General features: G+C 72.3%; 19 protein-coding genes and 1 pseudogene. 10 read left to right on the top strand and 10 right to left on the bottom strand.

Annotation, left to right across the window (positions count from 1 at the left end; all coding sequences use genetic code 11):
• Positions 1-7: 7 nt before the first annotated feature.
• The 3 genes from ACQEV8_RS38975 to ACQEV8_RS38965 all read right to left on the bottom strand — a co-directional run bounded on the left by ACQEV8_RS38975 (position 8) and on the right by ACQEV8_RS38965 (position 2,500).
• Complete coding sequence (locus ACQEV8_RS38975) at positions 8-997, bottom strand: TerC family protein (protein WP_432970541.1); 990 nt, start codon at positions 995-997, stop codon at positions 8-10.
• 85 nt (positions 998-1,082) lie between these two features.
• The gene (locus ACQEV8_RS38970) at positions 1,083-1,727 is read right to left on the bottom strand and encodes a phosphoribosyltransferase (RefSeq protein ID WP_432970539.1); all 645 of its coding nucleotides are present in this window, start codon (positions 1,725-1,727) and stop codon (positions 1,083-1,085) included.
• Positions 1,728-1,843: 116 nt separating this feature from the next.
• Positions 1,844-2,500 (bottom strand): dienelactone hydrolase family protein, encoded by a 657-nt coding sequence (locus tag ACQEV8_RS38965; protein ID WP_432970536.1) that lies wholly within the window; start codon positions 2,498-2,500, stop codon positions 1,844-1,846.
• 156 nt (positions 2,501-2,656) lie between these two features.
• On the opposite strand from ACQEV8_RS38965, the gene ACQEV8_RS38960 reads away from it, so the two are divergent.
• The 6 genes and pseudogenes from ACQEV8_RS38960 to ACQEV8_RS38935 all read left to right on the top strand — a co-directional run bounded on the left by ACQEV8_RS38960 (position 2,657) and on the right by ACQEV8_RS38935 (position 7,864).
• Positions 2,657-3,652 carry a GlxA family transcriptional regulator gene (locus tag ACQEV8_RS38960; RefSeq protein WP_432970533.1) on the top strand — a complete coding sequence of 332 codons (996 nt, stop codon included), beginning with the start codon at positions 2,657-2,659 and terminating at the stop codon, positions 3,650-3,652.
• Entirely contained in the window at positions 3,649-4,251 is a 603-nt protein-coding gene (locus ACQEV8_RS38955) for a DJ-1/PfpI family protein (RefSeq protein WP_432970530.1), read from the top strand. The genes ACQEV8_RS38960 and ACQEV8_RS38955 overlap by 4 nt, the downstream gene beginning before the upstream one ends.
• A gap of 54 nt (positions 4,252-4,305) precedes the next feature.
• Complete coding sequence (locus ACQEV8_RS38950; RefSeq protein WP_432970527.1) at positions 4,306-4,761, top strand: archease; 456 nt, start codon at positions 4,306-4,308, stop codon at positions 4,759-4,761.
• A gap of 49 nt (positions 4,762-4,810) precedes the next feature.
• Positions 4,811-5,917, top strand: a complete 1,107-nt coding sequence (locus ACQEV8_RS38945; protein WP_432970524.1) for a CapA family protein — start codon at positions 4,811-4,813, stop codon at positions 5,915-5,917.
• A gap of 76 nt (positions 5,918-5,993) precedes the next feature.
• Entirely contained in the window at positions 5,994-6,446 is a 453-nt protein-coding gene (locus ACQEV8_RS38940) for a YbhB/YbcL family Raf kinase inhibitor-like protein (protein ID WP_432970521.1), read from the top strand.
• Between the two features lie 153 nt (positions 6,447-6,599).
• A pseudogene (locus ACQEV8_RS38935) lies at positions 6,600-7,864 on the top strand (MFS transporter).
• 31 nt (positions 7,865-7,895) lie between these two features.
• Here ACQEV8_RS38935 and ACQEV8_RS38930 read toward each other — a convergent pair.
• Positions 7,896-8,324, bottom strand: coding sequence for a VOC family protein (locus tag ACQEV8_RS38930; protein ID WP_432970518.1), 429 nt, complete (start codon positions 8,322-8,324; stop codon positions 7,896-7,898).
• 274 nt (positions 8,325-8,598) lie between these two features.
• Here ACQEV8_RS38930 and ACQEV8_RS38925 point away from each other — a divergent pair, with 274 nt between their 5' ends.
• Together ACQEV8_RS38925 and ACQEV8_RS38920 are read left to right on the top strand one after the other, a co-directional pair.
• The gene (locus ACQEV8_RS38925) at positions 8,599-8,973 is read left to right on the top strand and encodes an SH3 domain-containing protein (protein ID WP_432970515.1); all 375 of its coding nucleotides are present in this window, start codon (positions 8,599-8,601) and stop codon (positions 8,971-8,973) included.
• 52 nt (positions 8,974-9,025) lie between these two features.
• A complete protein-coding gene (locus ACQEV8_RS38920; RefSeq protein WP_432970512.1) occupies positions 9,026-9,403 on the top strand; it encodes a peptidase M23 in 378 nt (125 codons plus the stop codon).
• A 71-nt stretch (positions 9,404-9,474) separates the two neighbouring features.
• Here the strand turns inward: ACQEV8_RS38920 and ACQEV8_RS38915 are convergent, their stop codons facing one another.
• Entirely contained in the window at positions 9,475-9,822 is a 348-nt protein-coding gene (locus tag ACQEV8_RS38915) for a hypothetical protein (RefSeq protein WP_432970509.1), read from the bottom strand.
• A gap of 41 nt (positions 9,823-9,863) precedes the next feature.
• The gene (locus ACQEV8_RS38910; RefSeq protein ID WP_432970506.1) at positions 9,864-10,313 is read right to left on the bottom strand and encodes a hypothetical protein; all 450 of its coding nucleotides are present in this window, start codon (positions 10,311-10,313) and stop codon (positions 9,864-9,866) included.
• Positions 10,314-10,556: 243 nt separating this feature from the next.
• Here ACQEV8_RS38910 and ACQEV8_RS38905 point away from each other — a divergent pair, with 243 nt between their 5' ends.
• Entirely contained in the window at positions 10,557-11,735 is a 1,179-nt protein-coding gene (locus ACQEV8_RS38905; RefSeq protein ID WP_432970503.1) for a hypothetical protein, read from the top strand.
• A 69-nt stretch (positions 11,736-11,804) separates the two neighbouring features.
• On the opposite strand, the gene ACQEV8_RS38900 is transcribed toward ACQEV8_RS38905, so the two are convergent.
• From ACQEV8_RS38900 to ACQEV8_RS38885, 4 genes are all read right to left on the bottom strand, one after another.
• The gene (locus ACQEV8_RS38900; RefSeq protein WP_432970500.1) at positions 11,805-13,385 is read right to left on the bottom strand and encodes a protein kinase domain-containing protein; all 1,581 of its coding nucleotides are present in this window, start codon (positions 13,383-13,385) and stop codon (positions 11,805-11,807) included.
• A complete protein-coding gene (locus tag ACQEV8_RS38895) occupies positions 13,382-14,185 on the bottom strand; it encodes a serine/threonine protein kinase (RefSeq protein ID WP_432970497.1) in 804 nt (267 codons plus the stop codon). The genes ACQEV8_RS38900 and ACQEV8_RS38895 overlap by 4 nt, the downstream gene beginning before the upstream one ends.
• Before the next feature lie 87 nt (positions 14,186-14,272).
• Entirely contained in the window at positions 14,273-15,010 is a 738-nt protein-coding gene (locus ACQEV8_RS38890; RefSeq protein WP_432970494.1) for a class I SAM-dependent methyltransferase, read from the bottom strand.
• Positions 15,011-15,072: 62 nt separating this feature from the next.
• Entirely contained in the window at positions 15,073-16,014 is a 942-nt protein-coding gene (locus tag ACQEV8_RS38885; RefSeq protein ID WP_432970491.1) for an SCO2400 family protein, read from the bottom strand.
• Between the two features lie 317 nt (positions 16,015-16,331).
• Between ACQEV8_RS38885 and ACQEV8_RS38880 the strand changes: the two genes are divergently transcribed.
• Positions 16,332-16,781, top strand: coding sequence for a spore-associated protein (locus ACQEV8_RS38880; RefSeq protein ID WP_432970488.1), 450 nt, complete (start codon positions 16,332-16,334; stop codon positions 16,779-16,781).
• The last annotated feature ends 26 nt before the right edge of the window (positions 16,782-16,807 follow it).

Here is a 16,807-nt window from a genome sequence, read left to right as displayed (position 1 = left end):
AGAGGCCCTAGCGGGATCCGACGCCCCGCTGTGAGTTCCCCTCAGCCTCCTCGGCCTCCTGCTTCTTCGAGGCGCGCAGGCTGGTGATCGTCGTGACGGTCAGGACCAGCACGATGAAGCCCAGCGAGAAGGGAATGCTGATCTCGGGCACATGGACGCCCGACTCGTGCAGGGCGTGCAGCACCAGCTTCACGCCGATGAATCCGAGGATGATCGACAGCCCGTACGAGAGGTGGACCAGCTTCTTCAGCAGGCCGCCGATGAGGAAGTACAGCTGGCGCAGGCCCATCAGGGCGAAGGCGTTCGCGGTGAACACGATGTACGGGTCCTGGGTGAGGCCGTAGATCGCGGGGATGGAGTCGAGGGCGAACAGCACGTCTGTGGAGCCGATCGCGAGCATCACGACCAGCATCGGGGTCATGATCCGCTTGCCGTTCTCGGTGATGAAGAGCTTCGTGCCGTGGTAGCGGTCGGCCACCCCGAAGCGCTGCTCCGCCATCTTCAGCAGCTTGTTCTCCTGGTACTCCTCATCGTGCTGGTCCTTGCGCGCGTCCTGGACCAGCTTCCACGCGGTCCAGATCAGGAAGGCTCCGAAGATGTAGAACACCCAGGAGAAGGCGGTGATGATCGCCGCGCCGGCCGCGATGAAGATCGCTCGCAGCACCAGGGCCATCAGTACGCCGACCATCAGCACCCGCTGCTGATACTGCGAGGGCACCGCGAACTTCCCCATGATCAGGACGAACACGAAGAGGTTGTCCACGCTCAGTGACTTCTCGGTGATGTACCCGGCGAAGAACTCACCGGTGGGCCCGCTCCCACCGAAGTACCACAGCCCCAGCCCGAACAGCACGGCCAGGACGATCCACACCACCGTCCACGTCCCGGCTTCCTTGATCGACACGTCGTGGGGCTTGCGGCCGACGAAGAAGTCGACGGCGACGAGCACGCACAGGGCTGCCACCGTCAGCAGCCACACGGACAGCGAGACGTTCACTTGTTACTCCTGATGCAGGTGTGGGGATGGAACATCGTTGTCCGTCTTGGCCGATTTCCGCCAGTCCTGCAAGGTGAACAATTGGTCAAAGCTGCACGTGGAGGGCTTCCAGGACGTCCTGGTCCGTCAGCTGGTCGAAGTTCTCGTACCAGAGGCCCACGGCCATGAACGCGGCCGGCCGGTGGAGGCAGAGCACCTCGTCGGCCTCGGCGCGCATCAGCTCGGCCGCCTCCGGCGAGCACACCGGCGCGGCCAGCACCAGCCGTGCGGGTGCCTGACGGCGTACGGAGCGCAGCGCGGCGCGGGCCGTGGAACCCGTCGCCAGGCCGTCGTCGACGACGATCACCGTCCGTCCACGCAGGTCGGGAGCGGGGCGGCCCTGCCGGTACAGCCGCTCGCGACGGCGCAGTTCCGCCCGCTCCCGCTCGATGACGGGGGCGAGGTCGGCCACGCCGAGACCCAGGTGCCGCAGGGAGTCCTCGTCGAGGAGCGGCACCTCGTCCCCGGCCATCGCACCGACGCCGTACTCCTCCTGGAAGGGCGCCCCGATCTTCCGTACGACGAGCACGTCGAGCGGGGCGTCCAGCTCCTCCGCGACCTCGCTCGCCACGGCGACCCCGCCGCGGGGCAGGGCGAGGACGATCGGACGGGGCAGAGCCCCCGCCTCCTGCCGGGTGCGCAGCTGCTCGGCCAGTTCCCGGCCTGCCTGCCGGCGATCGCGGAACCGCATGACGGTCACCTCTGCTTCCCGCACGGAGTGGGCCCTCGGCCGGCCCTGCCTCCGCGTACCCCCTGCCCGGCGGACGACGCACCGGCGGCCGGGCCCTGCCGGGCCGAGCGGGTCCGTCAGCCCGCCGTGGTGCTCAGCCGTTCGTCGCACCACTGCCGGGCCGCCTCGGTGACGCGGTCCAGCGTGCCGGGCTCCTCGAACAGATGCGTGGCCCCGGGCACCACGTGGAGGGTGTGCGGGGCGTGCAGCCGCCGGGCCGCTTCCTCGTTGAGCCGCAGCACGTGCTGGTCCCGGCCGCCCACGATGAGCAGCACGGGGGCCCGGACGGCGGCCAGGGCGTCGCCCGCCAGGTCGGGCCGGCCACCGCGCGAGACGACCGCCGGCACCCGGCCGGGCCGTTCGGCGGCGGCGACCAGGGCCGCGCCCGCGCCGGTGCTGGCGCCGAACAGGACGACGGGCAGGCTCCGGGTGCCGTACCACTGCTCCAGCCAGTCGATGGCGGCCACCAGCCGACGCCCCAACAGGGGGATGTCGAAGCGGAGCTCGGCCGTGCGCAGGTCCTGCCGTTCCTCCTCCTCGGTGAGCAGGTCGATCAGCAGGGTGCCGAGTCCGGCGGTGCGCAGGCCGGCGGCGACCTCGCGGTTGCGGGGGCTGTGCCGGGAGCTGCCGCTGCCGTGCGCGAACAGCACGACCGCGCGGGCGTGAGGCGGCAGGTTCAGATCACCGGTGAGCGCGGCGCCGCCGGCCGGCACGGTGACCGTCTGGGTGATCATCGGAGGTCTCCTCTCCCCCCGGTTCCCCTGTGGGTCCTGCCGTCCGCCTACCCGCGCCGCGGCGGACGTCCCGCGTGCGGCATGGCACGATCTGTGGGGTGCGTGTCGTTGACGCCATGACGGGAGCGGACGGAGCGTGGAAGTGTGACTGCGCGAGTGACTCCACGTCGTATCGTCTTCGTCGTCTTCGACGGCTTCCAGCCGCTCGATCTCACCGGCCCGCACGAGGTGTTCCACGGCGCGGGCGACTACGCCTGCGAGATCGTGGCCTCCCGGCCGGGACCGGTGAGGTCGGCAAGCGGGCTGCTCGTGCACGCCGCGCACGGTGTGGCGGACCTCGACCCGGCGGCGACGGACACCCTGGTGGTGGTCGGCGGCCAGGGTGTCGACCGGGCTCGGGAGGACGCGGCGCTGGTCTCCTGGATCGCGGCCGCCGCGGCCGGTGCCAGGCGCGTCGCCTCGGTGTGCAGCGGAGTGTTCCTGCTGGCGGCCGCGGGGCTGCTGGACGGGCGGCGGGTCACCACGCACTGGGCCCGGGAGGAGCAGCTGGCCCGGGAGCATCCCGAGGTGCGCGTGGACTGCGACCCGATCTTCGTACGGGACGGGCGGGTGTGGACCTCGGCCGGGGTGACCTCCGGCATGGATCTGGCGCTCGCCTTGGTGGAGGACGATCTGGGCCGGAACGTCGCGCACGCGGTGGCCCGCCGGCTGGTGCTGTTCCTGCGCCGTCCGGGCGGCCAGTCGCAGTTCAGCGTGGCGCTCTGGTCACGGCAGCCGGCGACGGACCCGGTGCGGGCCGCCGTCGTCGCGATCCACTCCGATCCGGGCGCCCGGCACGACATCGCCGCCCTCGCCGCCCACGCCGGGCTGAGCCCACGTCACCTCCAGCGCCGCTTCACCTCCGAGCTGGGCGTGCCGCCCGCCGCGTATGTCGAGCGGGTGCGTGTCGAGGCCGCCCGGCGTGCGCTCACCGACGGGGACGAACCGGTCGAGGCGATCGCCCGCCGCTGCGGCTTCGCCACGGCGGAGACCCTGCGCCGCACGTTCCACCGCCGGCTCGGCGTCGCGCCGTCGGACTACCGCGCCCGGTTCCGCTCCACCACGGGGCCTGCCGGCGCCCACCCTGTTCCAGAGGAAGGAGAAACCGTATGACGACCTACGGACTGCTGGTCTTCGAGGAAGCCGAGGAGCTCGACTTCGTGGGGCCCTGGGAGGTCTTCACCGTCTCCGCCCGGCTGCGCGACGGCGCCGACACGGCCGTGCTCGTCGCCGAGCGTCCCGGCCCGGTGCGCTGCAACAAGGGCCTGCGTGTGCTGCCCGACCACACCTTGGACGACCATCCGCCCCTGGACGTGCTGCACGTGCCGGGCGGGCGGGGCGCACGTGAGGTCCAGCTGCACAACCCGGTGCTCACCGACTGGATCGGGAGGACGGCCAAGCGGGCCGCCTGGGTGCACGGCGTGTGCACCGGCACCTTCCTGCTGCATGAGGCGGGTCCCGCGCGCGGGCGCCGGGTGGCCACCCACTGGAGCCAGGAGGACACCCTCGAGGCGCGGGGCGACGTGACGGTCGTCCGGGACGTCCGCTATGTCGTGGACGGCAACCTGGTCACCAGCCAGGGCGTCTCGGCCGGCATCGACAGCGCGCTGTGGCTGGTCGGACGGCTGCACGGCCGGGACCACGCGCGGGCCGTGCGCCGCTACATCCAGTACGACCCGGCCCCGCCGTACCTCGCGGACGAACCCCTCTGACGGCTGCGGCGGCCGTCGCTGCATGGGTGGGCCGGTGTCGGGCAAGCGCAGTTCATGGGCGGTGACACGGGCGACGGCGGGCAGGGACGGCAGCCGGGCGAGTGCGGGCACCGGGCGGTGCCCCACCCGGGTGACGTCCGGATCGAGGCGTGGGCGGCGTGCCGGGAGCACTGTCTGGCGGAGGCTGTGCTGGCGTTGGTGGAGTGTTTCGCGGACGTCTCCGGGGTGCGGGGCACCGCCGTGGACCGGGTGCGCCTGGCCGAGGCCAGCGACGACGATCTGCTGGCCACGCTGCTGGACGAGGTCATCTTCCGGTGGGAGGAGTACGGCCAGGTGCCCGTGGACGTGGAGGCCGACGAGGCCGACGGCGGCCTGGACGTGCGGCTGGCGGTCATCGGGCTCGCGGACGTGGAGATCACCGGGTCGGTCCCGACGGCGGTGGCGTGGGAGGAGCTGCGGATCGGGCCGGATCCGTACGGGTGGTCGTGTGCGGTGAGGGTCGACGCCTGAGAGGCAAGAGCGGCCTGAGTGGCCTGGGCAATCGTCCTACCGTGGAGGTGTGGGCGGCGGCATCGTGACGCTGTTCCTGTGCGGTGACGTGATGCTCGGGCGCGGCGTGGACCAGGTCCTGGCGCATCCCTGCGATCCGGCACTGCGGGAGGCGTACGTCGAGGACGCGCGGACCTACGTCCGGCTGGCGGAGTCGGCGCACGGCCCGGTGCCCGCGCCCGTCCCGCCCTCCTGGCCGTGGGGCGAGGCGCTGCGGTTGCTGGACGAGTCCGCGCCGGACGCCCGGATCGTGAACCTGGAGACGTCGGTGACGAGCGGCGACACGTTCGCGCCGGACAAGGAGATCCACTACCGGATGCACCCGGCCAACCTGCCCGCCCTGGCCGTGGCCCGGCCCGACGTGACCGTCCTGGCCAACAACCACGTCCTGGACTTCGGCCGCGCCGGCCTGCTGGAAACCCTGGACGCGCTGGCCGGGGCCGGCCTGCGGACGGCGGGCGCGGGGCGGGCCGCCGCAGCGGCGTACACACCCGCAGCGGTCCCTCTCCCGGGCGGCCGCCGTCTGCTGGTGTTCGCCCTCGGGGCACGTTCCAGTGGGATCCCGTCCGGCTGGGCGGCGACGGCGGAGCTGCCGGGGGTCGCGTACGTGCCCGCGCTCTCGCCCGTCGCGGCCGACGCCGTGGTGCGGCACGTCCAGCGGACCGTACGGGCCGGTGATCTCACCGTCGTGTCCGTGCACTGGGGCTCGAACTGGGGCTTCCGCGTGCCCCGGGAGCAGGTCCGTTTCGCACGCGCCCTGGTGGACGGCGGTGTCGACGTCGTCCACGGCCACTCCTCGCACCACCCCCGCCCGCTGGAGGTGTACCGGGACCGGCTGATCCTCTACGGCTGCGGCGACTTCGTCGACGACTACGAGGGCATCTCCGGCTACGAGGAGTACCGCGACGACCTGCGGCTCGCGTTCCTCGTCTCGGTCGAGGCGGACAGCGGACGGCTGGCGGGGCTGCGCATGGTGCCGCTGCGGGCCCGGCGGATGCGGCTGGATCCCGCGTCCGGGGCGGACCGCGCCTGGCTGCGGACGACGCTCGACCGGATCAGCGGCGGGGTGGGCGTGACGCTGGAACCCGGCGGATCGCTCACGCTGGCGGGCGGATGATCCGGTGGCCACTCGGCCGGCCGGGCGATCGCCCCCGCACCGCATGTCCGGGTCCCGCAGGGGTACCCCGGGCCACATGACCGGCATCGAACTCAGCAGCAACGCGTTCAACGACCACTCCTTCATCGCGCGCCGGTACTCGTACGAGGGACCGAACCTCTCCCCGCCGCTGGCCTGGAGCGGCGTACCGGACGACGCGGCGGAGCTGCTCCTGCTCTGCGAGGATCCCGACGCCCCGTCGGGCACCTTCGCGCACTGGGTCGTGGTCGGCATCGACCCGCACAGCGACGGCGTCGAGGCCGGGCACTGCCCGCCGGGCGGCACGGAGCTCGTCAACAGCTACGGGCAGCAGGGCTGGGGCGGGCCGCATCCCCCGCCGGGTGACGACGCCCATCACTACTTCTTCCGGCTCTACGCCCTGTCCGAACCCTGCGTCCTGCCCGACGCGCCCGGTGCGGACCAGGTGCACGAGGAGGTCGAGAGGCGCCGGCTGGCGGACGGGACGCTGGTGGGGCTGTACCAGCGCTGACCCGGAAGCCAGGCTCCACCCACGAGGCCAAGGCACAACGATTGGTTGTGGCTCGGGTGCCGGACGGTTGTTTGCCCGCCGGGCCTGGTCCTCGCTTGGATGGCTCCCGGACAACACCGGGTTGTCCGCGGGAGCTGGGGGTGTGCGCCGGGTATGGCGGGCAGAGGGTCGCTGGGGCGGCGGTTCGGGTGGCTGTGGGGTGCGTACGCGGTCAGCACGGCCGGTACCTGGCTCGCGTTCGACGCGTTCGCCCTGATCGCGGTCCTCGTGCTGCACGCCGGGCCGACGCAGGTGGCCTTGCTGGCCGCGGTGGGACCGGCGGTCGGCGCGGTGGTGTCGGTGCCGCTCGGGCCGTGGGCGGAGGTCCGCCGCAAACGGCCGGTGATGATCGCGGCGGACCTGGTGCGGTGCGCGGTGCTGCTGAGCATCCCCGTGGCGTTCGCGCTGGGCCGGCTGAGCTTCGGGCAGTTGCTGCTGGTGTCGGTGGCCGTGGCGGCGGCCGACATCACCTTCAACGCTGCGGCCGGGGCGTTTCTGAAGGACTTGGTGCCCCGCCGGGACCTGCTCGTCGCGAACGGCCGGTTCGAGGCGACGAACTGGACCGCGAGCATGGTCGGGCCGCCGCTGGGCGGTGCCGCGATCGGGCTGTTCGGCCCGGTGACGAGCGTGGTGGCGAACGCGGTGAGCTACCTGCTCTCGGCGTTCGGGATCGGGGCGATCGGCGGCGGAGAGAAAACCCCTGCCCGGTGCCTGCCCGCCGAGGCCAGGCCCCGGGCGGGCGACCTGCTCGACGGCTGGCGGTACATCCTGGCCGATCCGGGCCTGCGCCCGCTGTTCTTCAACACGGTCCTGTTCAATGCCCTGGTCCTGGCGGCCTCGCCGCCGCTCCTGGTCCTGATGGTCGACCACCTGCGCTTCGCCCCCTGGCAGTACGCCCTCGCCTTCGCGGTGCCCTGCAGCGGCGGCCTGCTCGGCTCCCGGCTGGCGCCACGGCTCGTCGCCCGGTTCGGCCGGCACCGGGTCCTGCTCACGGCGGGGGTGCTGCGGTCGGGTTGGTCGCTCGGACTGGCCTTCGTCGGCCCCGGCGCGGCCGGTCTCGCGCTGGTCATGGCGGTCGAGTTCGGGCTGATCACCTGCTGCGCCGTGTTCAACCCGGTGTTCGCCACCTACCGCCTCGACCGCACCCCGAGGGCCGGGTCACCCGCACCCTCTCCGCCTGGTCCGCCACCGGCAAGGCCACCCTCGCGGCCGTGACCGCGCTATGGGGCGTCCTGGCGGGCCTGACCGGCCCCCGCACTGCCATCGCCCTCGCCGGGGTCCTCCTCCTCACCACCCCGCTCCTGCTCCCCCGCCAGGACCACGCTCCGGACGCCGGCCCCGGGCCGACCCACCTGCCGCTCAAGGCGGACGGCGGCTGACCGGGGCCGACAGTTTTGTTTCCGGGCCGGCTCAGACCGCCCCGGGCACGTCCTCCGCGACGCCGTTCAGCGGGGAGGACGGGTCGGTGCCGTACGGGCGGGTGATGATTTCCAGGCCGTGGCCCGCCGGGTCGAGGAAGTACACGCCTCGGCCTCCGTCGTGGCGGTTGATCTGGCGCGGCTGATTGCCGTGCGGGTCGGCCTGGATGGGGATCCGGGCCTCGACGAGACGGACGAGGGCCTCGTCGAACTCTTCCTCGGAGACGAGGAACGCGTAGTGCTGGATGGGAATGTCGGCGTCGATGGTGAGAAAGTCCAGGGTGACGCCGTTGTCGGTCGTCACCGGCAGGAACACTCCGGCCGGTGCCCCGACCTCGAGTCCCAGGATCTCCGCGAGAAAACGAGCGGACTTCTCCCGGTCACGGGACAGGACGATGGTGTGATTGAACTCGACTGACACTGGTCAATGCCTCCACGGGCATTTCCGCGGCGCCTCCATGCCTCACCCGGCCGGTGACCGGCACGCGAAGCCGCGCCGTGGATCGTAGACCGAGGCCGTGAGGGGCGTCGAGCGGTTTTCGGCCGCATCACGGCAGGATGGCCGAACGCCCTCGTCCCTGCCGCCCCGGACGACCCTGACAATTGTCAGGGACCGTGTCGCCCCGGGCCTCCCTACATTACTGAGCGTCGGCCACGAGCCGCACCGCCGCACATCAGTTCAGGGGGAAATCGACATGTCCACTCACATCTTCGCCAGGGCCGCGCTCGTCGGCGCCGGGGCACTCGCGCTGCTCGGCCCGCTCACCGCGGGAACCGCCGCGGCGTCGGCCGCCAGCCAGGAGAGCGTCACGCGCGTCAAGGCGGCGCCCTACGCGGTCGTGCCGTACGAGAACATCAACGTCCGCTACGGGCCGGGCACTTCCTACGGCAAGATCACCACCAGCCCGGCGGGGCAGCCGCTCGGCGCCTACTGCTGGACCCGTGGCGAGCGCATCACCGACAACGGCTACAGCAACGACGTCTGGGTGAAGCTCCTCGAGGGCTACGTCAGCGCCGTGTACCTCAAGGGCGACGAGTACGGCGACCTGCCGTCCTCGGCACGCTGCTGACCCGGACCATGACCACTCCCGACCACATCAACGTCCTACGGGGGACAGACACATGAAGCGACTGATCAGCCGTACCACCATGGGCCTCGCCGCCGTCGCGCTCACCGTCGGCGCGCTCGCCGGCACCGCCCACGCGGCCCCGGCCGCCGCGGCGAACAACGGCGACCCGACGCTCACCGACGTCTACATCTGGGCCACCGACGTCAATCTGCGTCAGCAGCCGACCACCGACTCCCCGCGTCTCGCGGTCCGTTCGAAGTGGTGGGGGGACGCCGTGTGCCAGACGCAGGGCCAGCGGGTGCACGACCCGGCCGTGGGCACCAACAACTGGTGGACCGCCGTCATGGAGTTCTCGGGCAGCGACATCGCCTGGGTGAACAACCTGTACATCCGGGGCGGCGAGAAGATCGCCGGAGTCCCGGACTGCTGACGCACCGTCCGCTCCACACGCCTGCGGCGGGTCACCGAGTGATCGGTGCCCCGCCGCGGGCTCCTGCCGGGTCAGCAGTAGCCCATCGGGCCCATGTCCGTGTAGTAGACGTAGTCGACCTTGACCCACCCGGTGACGTTGCCCCGGTGGGCGGTCAGGTAGATCCAGTGGCCGTCGCCGTTCCAGCAGTGCGCGGTGAACGTCTCGCGGAAGTACCCCTGGCCGTGGATCGTGCCGTCCACCGGCCTGCTGCGGATATTGACGCCGTCTCCGAGGAAGTAGCCGCCCCGGGACTGCACCTGCCGCGTGGACGTGCCCGAATCGGGCGCCTGCTCCTGGGCGTTGGCGGTGACGGGCGACAGCATCAGGGCCGCGCCCGCCAGGGCGAGACATGCGGCGCGCCGGATGTGTCCGCGCATGACTGACTCCTCCTTGTCGTCCTGTGTGGTGTGGGTGCGGCTCAGTACCAGCCGGTCGAGGTCAGGTCGTGGCCGTCGCACGAGAGCAGCGCGCGCGAGACGCGGCCGTTGAGGTTGTTGCCCATCTGCGTGTAGGCGTAGTTGATGCCGGAGTCGACGGTCTCGGAGACCCATCCGTCGACCCGTGCCGCGCCACTGTTGGAGCGCTGCAGCACGGCCGCGCAGCCGGGCCGGGAACTCTCGATCCGGGCGAAGGAACCGCACTTGTCGGAGTAGAAGTACTTCAGGGCCATGCCTTCGGCGTACTTGGTGGGCCCGATCTGCCGGAACGAGCCCGAGCAGAAGGAGGTGGTGGGGTACTGCCCCTCCATCCCGTAGGCCCCGTAGTCGCCGCCCGAGTACGGCGCGGCCTGGGCGGAGGTGGGGAGGAGCGCCATCACCGCGGCGGCGCCCCCGGCGGCCAGCAGTGTCCTGAGCGATCGGCGGCTCATGAGCTCTCTTTCGTTGTCGGCGGGTGGTCTGGTCGTGACCGTAAGGGCCGTCACCACATCCCCGACACCTGACATTTATCAGGGTCGAAGCCCCAGGTCGTCTCGTTCCGGGGGCTCCCTGACATACGTCTCCTGACATACGTCTCCTGACATACGTCAGGACCGCCCGCGCCTCACCTCCTCCTAATGTGGCGGCGCGGGGGCAGGTCCCGCCGGACACCCGGGCGACCATGAAGGGCAACCATGCGCACTCTCCTGCGCGGCGCCGCCGCGCTCGCGACCGTCGTCACGATCGTGTCGCTTCCGGGCGGCGCGACCGCGGTTCCCCGGTCGGCCACGGCCGTTCAGGCGGGCCGTAGTGCCGAGGCCGTCCAGATGCCGGACGGTGTCACCGCCGGGGTCGCCGTCTTCGACCGCCGCACCGGCACCTTCACCGAACAGGTCGACGAGAGCGCTCGGTTCCGCTCCGCGTCGGTCGTCAAACTGCTGCTGGCGCTGGACTTCCTGTGGGACCGAGGGCCCGACTACACCGTCCCCGAGGCCGACCGGGCCCGGCTGGAGCCGATGCTGCGCAGCAGTTGGGACGACGCCGCGGACCACTACTGGTCGAATTACGGCGGCCCGGCGATCATCGACCGGATGTCCGCCCGGCTCGGCCTGCGCGACACCGCGCCACCGCCCGCCGGGTACGAGGGCTACTGGGGCTACACCGCCCTGTCGGCCCGCGACACCGTGGCGGTCTACCGCTACCTCCTGGACGAGGCCCCCGCGCCCGTCCGTGACTTCGTCATGGACAATCTGCGCCGCTCCACGCGCTGTGCCTCGGACCGCTTCGACCAGCACTTCGGGGTCGCCGGTTCGTTCGAGCGGCCCTGGGCGGTGAAGCAGGGCTGGTCCGGGAAGTACGCGAAGGGGACGTGCGGCGCCTCGGGGGCGACGGCCGCGGCAGAACCGGCCGCCGCACCAGGAGCGAGGGCCGCCGCGGCCTTGGATCTCACCCGTCCCGCGCTGCACACCACCGGCACGGTGGGCGCGGACGACCGGACGATCGTGGCCGTGCTGACGCTGCATCCGGTCGGGACGTCGTACGGGAAGGCCTACACCGACCTCGGCCGGCTGACCCGCTCGCTGAACGTGCCGGGCGGGGTGCGGCCCTCCGGCACGTGGTTCGGCACCTGGGGCGAGTTCGTGAACGTCCGCAAGGGCCCGGCGACCGGCGATGCCCGGGTCACGCAGCTCCCGGCCGGGGTGGAGGTGCTGGTGGGCTGCCAGGTCCGGGGCCAGGTGGTGAGCGTGCCGCCCTACACCAACGAGTGGTGGGCCTTCCTGCCCCAGTACGGGGGCTACATCTCCAACATCTACATCAGCTCGCCGGACAACCGGCTGCCGAACGTCCCGGAGTGCGGCCCGGCGCGGCCGTGACGGGAGCGGGGGACGAGCGGCGGGCGGGGCCCTGACGGGTCCGGCCCACCGCTCGCGCGGGTCCGGGGGTCAGCGCTCGTAGGCAGCGAGATAGCGCAGCACCTTGTCCACGTGCGGCCGTACCCGGGCCGGGACGCCGCCCTCCTCGATGACGGTGCGGTCGCTGGTGCGGTAGCCGGCCGCGACCAGCGCGGGAAGGTCCTTCTTCGGCAGCCCGGCCTGTTTGAAGCGCTGGTCGAGCCAGCACACGTACAGGCTCATCGTGGCGATCGCGTCCGGCGGCGACATGTGGTCCTTGTCGCCGTCGCCGTCCCCGTCCACGGCCCAGGCGCGGAACACCGACGGGGTCCACATGGCGATGCCGTACTCCTCGCTCTCCGGGCGGGACGCCTTCGTGTCGAAGCCGCTCTCCGCCTTGATCAGCGCGGCGAGCAGGACGGGCGTGATCTCCTCGTCGGTGCAGCGGTGGGCGGCGCGGGCGATGACGGGGCGCAGCGCCTCGGGCACGTCGGAGTCCGCGGGTATCTCCCCCGGCACCGGTCTTCGCGCGCCGGTGACGGTGGCGGAGACACCGCTGTCACGGTCGTCGTCCCGGGTGCCGATGCCTCCACCCAGCAGAGCCACCCCGGCGACCGCTGAGGCGGCGAGGACGACGAGCCCGGCCGCGACGGCCGGCATCAGGCGTCGTCGGCTGTGGCGCGGACCGCCGGTGATGTCCTCGACCCGGGTGGCGATGTCGGACGCGGTGTGCGGGAGGCGGGCGGTGTGGTCCGGTGCCAGGCAGTCGGCGATCAGCCGCCGCGTGTCGTCGCCGAGGCCGGCGTCGAGCCGCAGGGGCGCGGTGCCGCGTGCGTAGGTCTGGGCGGCGAGCGAGCGGGCCCGGGCCGTCGCGCCCGCGAAGGGATGGAGTCCGCCGGTGAGCACCTGGTGGGCGAGGACGCCGAAGGCCCAGATGTCGGCGGTGGGCCGGACGACGGCGCCCTGGGTGCCGGTGCGCTGGGACCACCACTCGGGCGGCAGATGGTCGAGGGTGCCGAGCGGCGGCAGATGGGCGTGGGTGCCGTCGAGTTCGGTGGCCAGCCCGAAGTCGGCCAGCCACACCTGCCCGCCCGGGCCCAGCAGGACGTTGGCGGGTTTGAGGTCGCCGTGCACCCAGCCGGCGTCGTGCATATGGGCCAGTCCGGCGGCGACTCCGCGCAGGACGCGTTCGGCGCCGTCGATCGGAGGGCCGTTCCCGGCGGCGTCCAGTACGTCCTTCAGGCTCGCCTCCGCACGGTCCATCACCAGCGCGATCGCACCGTCCAGGGCGGGCAGCTCCGGGGCCTCGACGGTGCACACGGCGTGGGTCCGGACGAGGTGCGGATGGTCGGCCTCGGCGCTGAAGCGGACCTCGCGTGCCACGAGTTCGCCGAGCGCGGCGCGCTGGCCGGGGCCCAGGGCGCCGGTCGGCAGCACCTTCACCGCCACGGGCGTGCCGTCGGCGACCGTACGGGCCTCGTAGACGGTCCCCCAGCCGCCGGAGCCGATGACCGCGCCCACCTCCCAGCCCTCGATCCGGAAGCCCTCGGGGAGGCGGGGGCGAGGCGCTTCCAGGTCGTCGTCCCGGAGATCCTGGGGATTCCGGGGATCCTGTGCGTCGGGTGTCGTCATGCTCCGGCCTCCTGCGGGGTCAGGCGGCCGGCGCTGCGGGGCGGCAGCAGGCCGAGGTGCTCCTCGCGCACCAGGCCGAAGCGCAGGGCGACCGAGGCGAGCCGGGTGCGCTTGGCGCCGGTGCGGCCGCCGTCGGCTCCTGCCGCGGTCTCCTCGCCCAGGTCCAGGCGCAGTTTGGCGAAGGCGAGGTAGTCGATGTGGTAGTTGACCGCGGACCGGGTCAGGTCCCGGCAGGACTCCAGCGGACGCAGCCGCTCCACGATCTGTCCGACGCCGGGCAGCGCCGAGTCGGAGGGATCGCGCAGCCGGGGCTCGCACAGGGCCACCAGGACGAGGAAGTACTTGGACGTGGGGTCCAGGGCGAAGGGGTGGACGGTCTGTTCACCGCCGCCCGGCGAAGACCGCTCGCCGAGGTAGGCGTGCTGGGGTGCGAACACCTTGAAGGCGGCGTTGCCGGACAGGGCCGGGAGCACCACACGGGAGAACTCGAAGGGCACGGGCGCGCCGAGGCGCCCGGGGGCGACGGTGAGGTACTCGCCGGCTCCCTCCAGGTTCTCCACGACGTACGACACGCTGCGGCTGAAATTGGACAGCCGCCAGTAGTCCCCGGCCGCCTCGAGCTGCCCGGCGCGGCGGGAGACGCCGGGGTCGGTCAGGGTGATGCGCACGTCCGTGCCGCCGGGCATGCCGCGTCCGAAGTCGGCGATGTCCCCGGGCCCCAGGTGGATCAGTTCGGGACTGCCCGTCTCGTCCGCACCCCACTGTGCGGGACCGGGCAACTGCACGATGATCGTTTCCACAACGGATTCCCCCGATGCTGACGCCCCCGATTTGGTCGCGAGGATTGTACGGGCGGATTCCGGTTGCGCAGAGCCGGCGGGGCCGTCTCAGCCGGCGGATTCCGGACGTCGTGCGACGAACACGAACTCCCTTCCCGGCCGGTCGGGCGCGTCGCGTACGTCCTCCACCGAGAAGCCCTGCGCGACGAGTTCCGTCTCGACCTCCCGCCGCTCACGGAAGCGCAGCGTCGACTCCGAGGTCAGCACCTGTCCGTCGGCGGCGAACGAATAGACCTGACGGAACGTCACCAGCGGGCCGGACACGTCGAGCAGTTCGACCCAGTACGCGACGGCGCCGGCACCGGGGACCTCCGCCGCGGCATAGGTGGCCTCACGATTCCACTCCTTCCAGGCGCGGCGAGCCGGGACGCGGGTCTCGAAGACCAGGCGACCGCCCGGCCGCAGCGCCGCCCGGGTCCCTCGCAGGAACGCGCGCCAGTCCTCGGGGTCGGTGATCTCCTGGGCGGCGTTGCCCGTCATCGTCGCGAGGTCGGCGGCCAGGGGCGGCAGGGTGGTCGCATCGCCGTGGATCCACCGCACCCGCTCGCCGCCCGGCTTGCCGCGGGCCACGTCCAGGGACGCCCCGGCGGGATCGACGCCGACGACCCGGAAACCGCGGGCGGCCAGGCGCAGCGCGAACACGCCTGTCCCGCAGCCGATGTCGAGCACCTGACGCGCCCCGAACTCCTCCGCCATGCGCAGATACGGGTCGAGGTCGCCGCGGCCGGGGTCGAGCGGGTCGTAGACCGCGGCGAGCCGCGGATGCCGGAAACACTCGTCGGACATGCGCCCGAAGGTACGGAGAGCCGGGCACGGTCGGCCACCGGTTTTCGGCGACCGTCCTCTCGTCACTCAGCCCAGGCAGATGACGAGCAGGCAGAGCTCCTTCGGCTTCGAGTCCGAGTCGGAGTTCGAGCCCGACCCCGAGTTGGGGGAGAGGACGGCGTGGGGCTCGCCGACGGCGGGGGCGTCGTGGGGTCCGCGGGCTGCTGGGTGTCCGCACCGGTGTCGTCCGCGGGCGGTGTCGTCCGCTCGATGACCTTCGACGTGGACGTACCGGCGCCGCCGGTGATCGTGTCGACGGTGCTCGGGACGGTGGTCCGCTGCCGCGGGGTCGTCAGCGGCAGCTCGCGGGGCGTGGCGGCCGCGTCGGTCCGCGGGTCCGCCGGCGTGGTGCGGGGCGCCGCGGTCCGGGGCTGCTCGCGGTGCGGTGACTTGCCGGTTCCCGGCCCCGTGGGCGTGGAACTCGGGGTGTCGCGCCGGCTCGACGTCGGTTCGGTGTACGTCGGGGCCTCTCCCCCGGCGCCGCCCATGGTCGTGTCCTCCGGCGCCGTGGCCGCCTGGACGCCGGGCTTGGCGTCCCCCTTCATGGCGGCGACGGTCAGACCGCCTCCGACGAGCGCGACTGCGGTCGCCACCACGGCCCGGCGCTGGTTCTTCCTCCAGCGGGCCATCTGGCGGCGCCGGGCCGCCCGCCCCTGCTGCGGAACCTGGTAGTCGTCGGCCCCGGCGGCGTCCGCGCTCCCGTGGCCGACGGACGGCGCCGTGTCCGGGGTCCCGTGGCCATCGGCCGGGTTCGCGGCCGGGGCCTCGCGGCCTCCGGACGGCCCGGTGTACGCGAGGGGGAACTCCCGTGCGCGGGGCCGGTCCCACACCGTCCGGTCGTCCCACACGTTGCCTTCGCGCCACGCGGGGGACGCGCAGGGGTCGATGTCCGGGGCGTAGGCACCGCACCCCGGGCAGACCAAGGCGCCGTTGAGGTGCCGACGGCACGAGGAGCAGTAGTCCATGTGTGGTCTTCCCGATCTGGCTGGCTGTGTCGGCGTGCGCGCCGGCCGCAGCCTGGTCACGTTCGCACGTGGGATCGAGCCGTAACGCTAACGAGACTTTGAAAGGGCCGTGTGCAGCCTGTGTGACACCCCTGCACAGATCCTCTGCGCTTCGCGTGTGCCATAAGCGACCCGTGAGTAAAGCCGGATGAGGCTGGGCACACTCGGGCCTCCGCCGTCTCGCCTGATTTTCCCGGGAGTTGGCGCACAACCCTTTGGATGCCCTGCGGGTCACACCATGCAGGAGCAACCACCTCGAAGAGTTGCAAGGGGGAAATATGAGATTCACCCGTTCCGTCCTGGCCGCGTCCGCGGTGGCGGCGCTGTCGATGGGGACCATGACCGCCCTGGCGTCGCCCGCCTCCGCCGCACCCAACACCACCCCGCAGAAGGTCTGCGGCAGCGGCTACAAGACCGTGAACTCGGCGGCCGTCGGCTCGCTCGGCACGATCTACCTCACGTACAACGCGTCCAACGGGCACAACTGCGTCACGACGATCCGCAACAACCCGGGGACCGCCGTGGACATGTCCGCGTACATCTGGGTCCCCGACACCGAGGAAGGTGACTCGGACGCGGGGCTCTTCAAGTCGTACGCCGGACCGAGCTACGTCCGCGGCAAGGGCCACTGCGTCGACTGGGGCGGCAGCATCTCCAACGTGTACGTCCAGGTGGTCGGCTCCAACTGCGGCTCCCTGAAGGAACACCGGACCACCTTCACCCGCTGATCCCCCTCCAGCCGGGTCACCACACC

The organism is Streptomyces sp. CA-179760 (genome assembly GCF_050937045.1).
GTDB lineage: Bacteria > Actinomycetota > Actinomycetes > Streptomycetales > Streptomycetaceae > Streptomyces.
The sequence above is the reverse complement of the archived record's forward strand: the minus strand, read 5'-3'. Positions and strand labels throughout refer to the sequence as shown.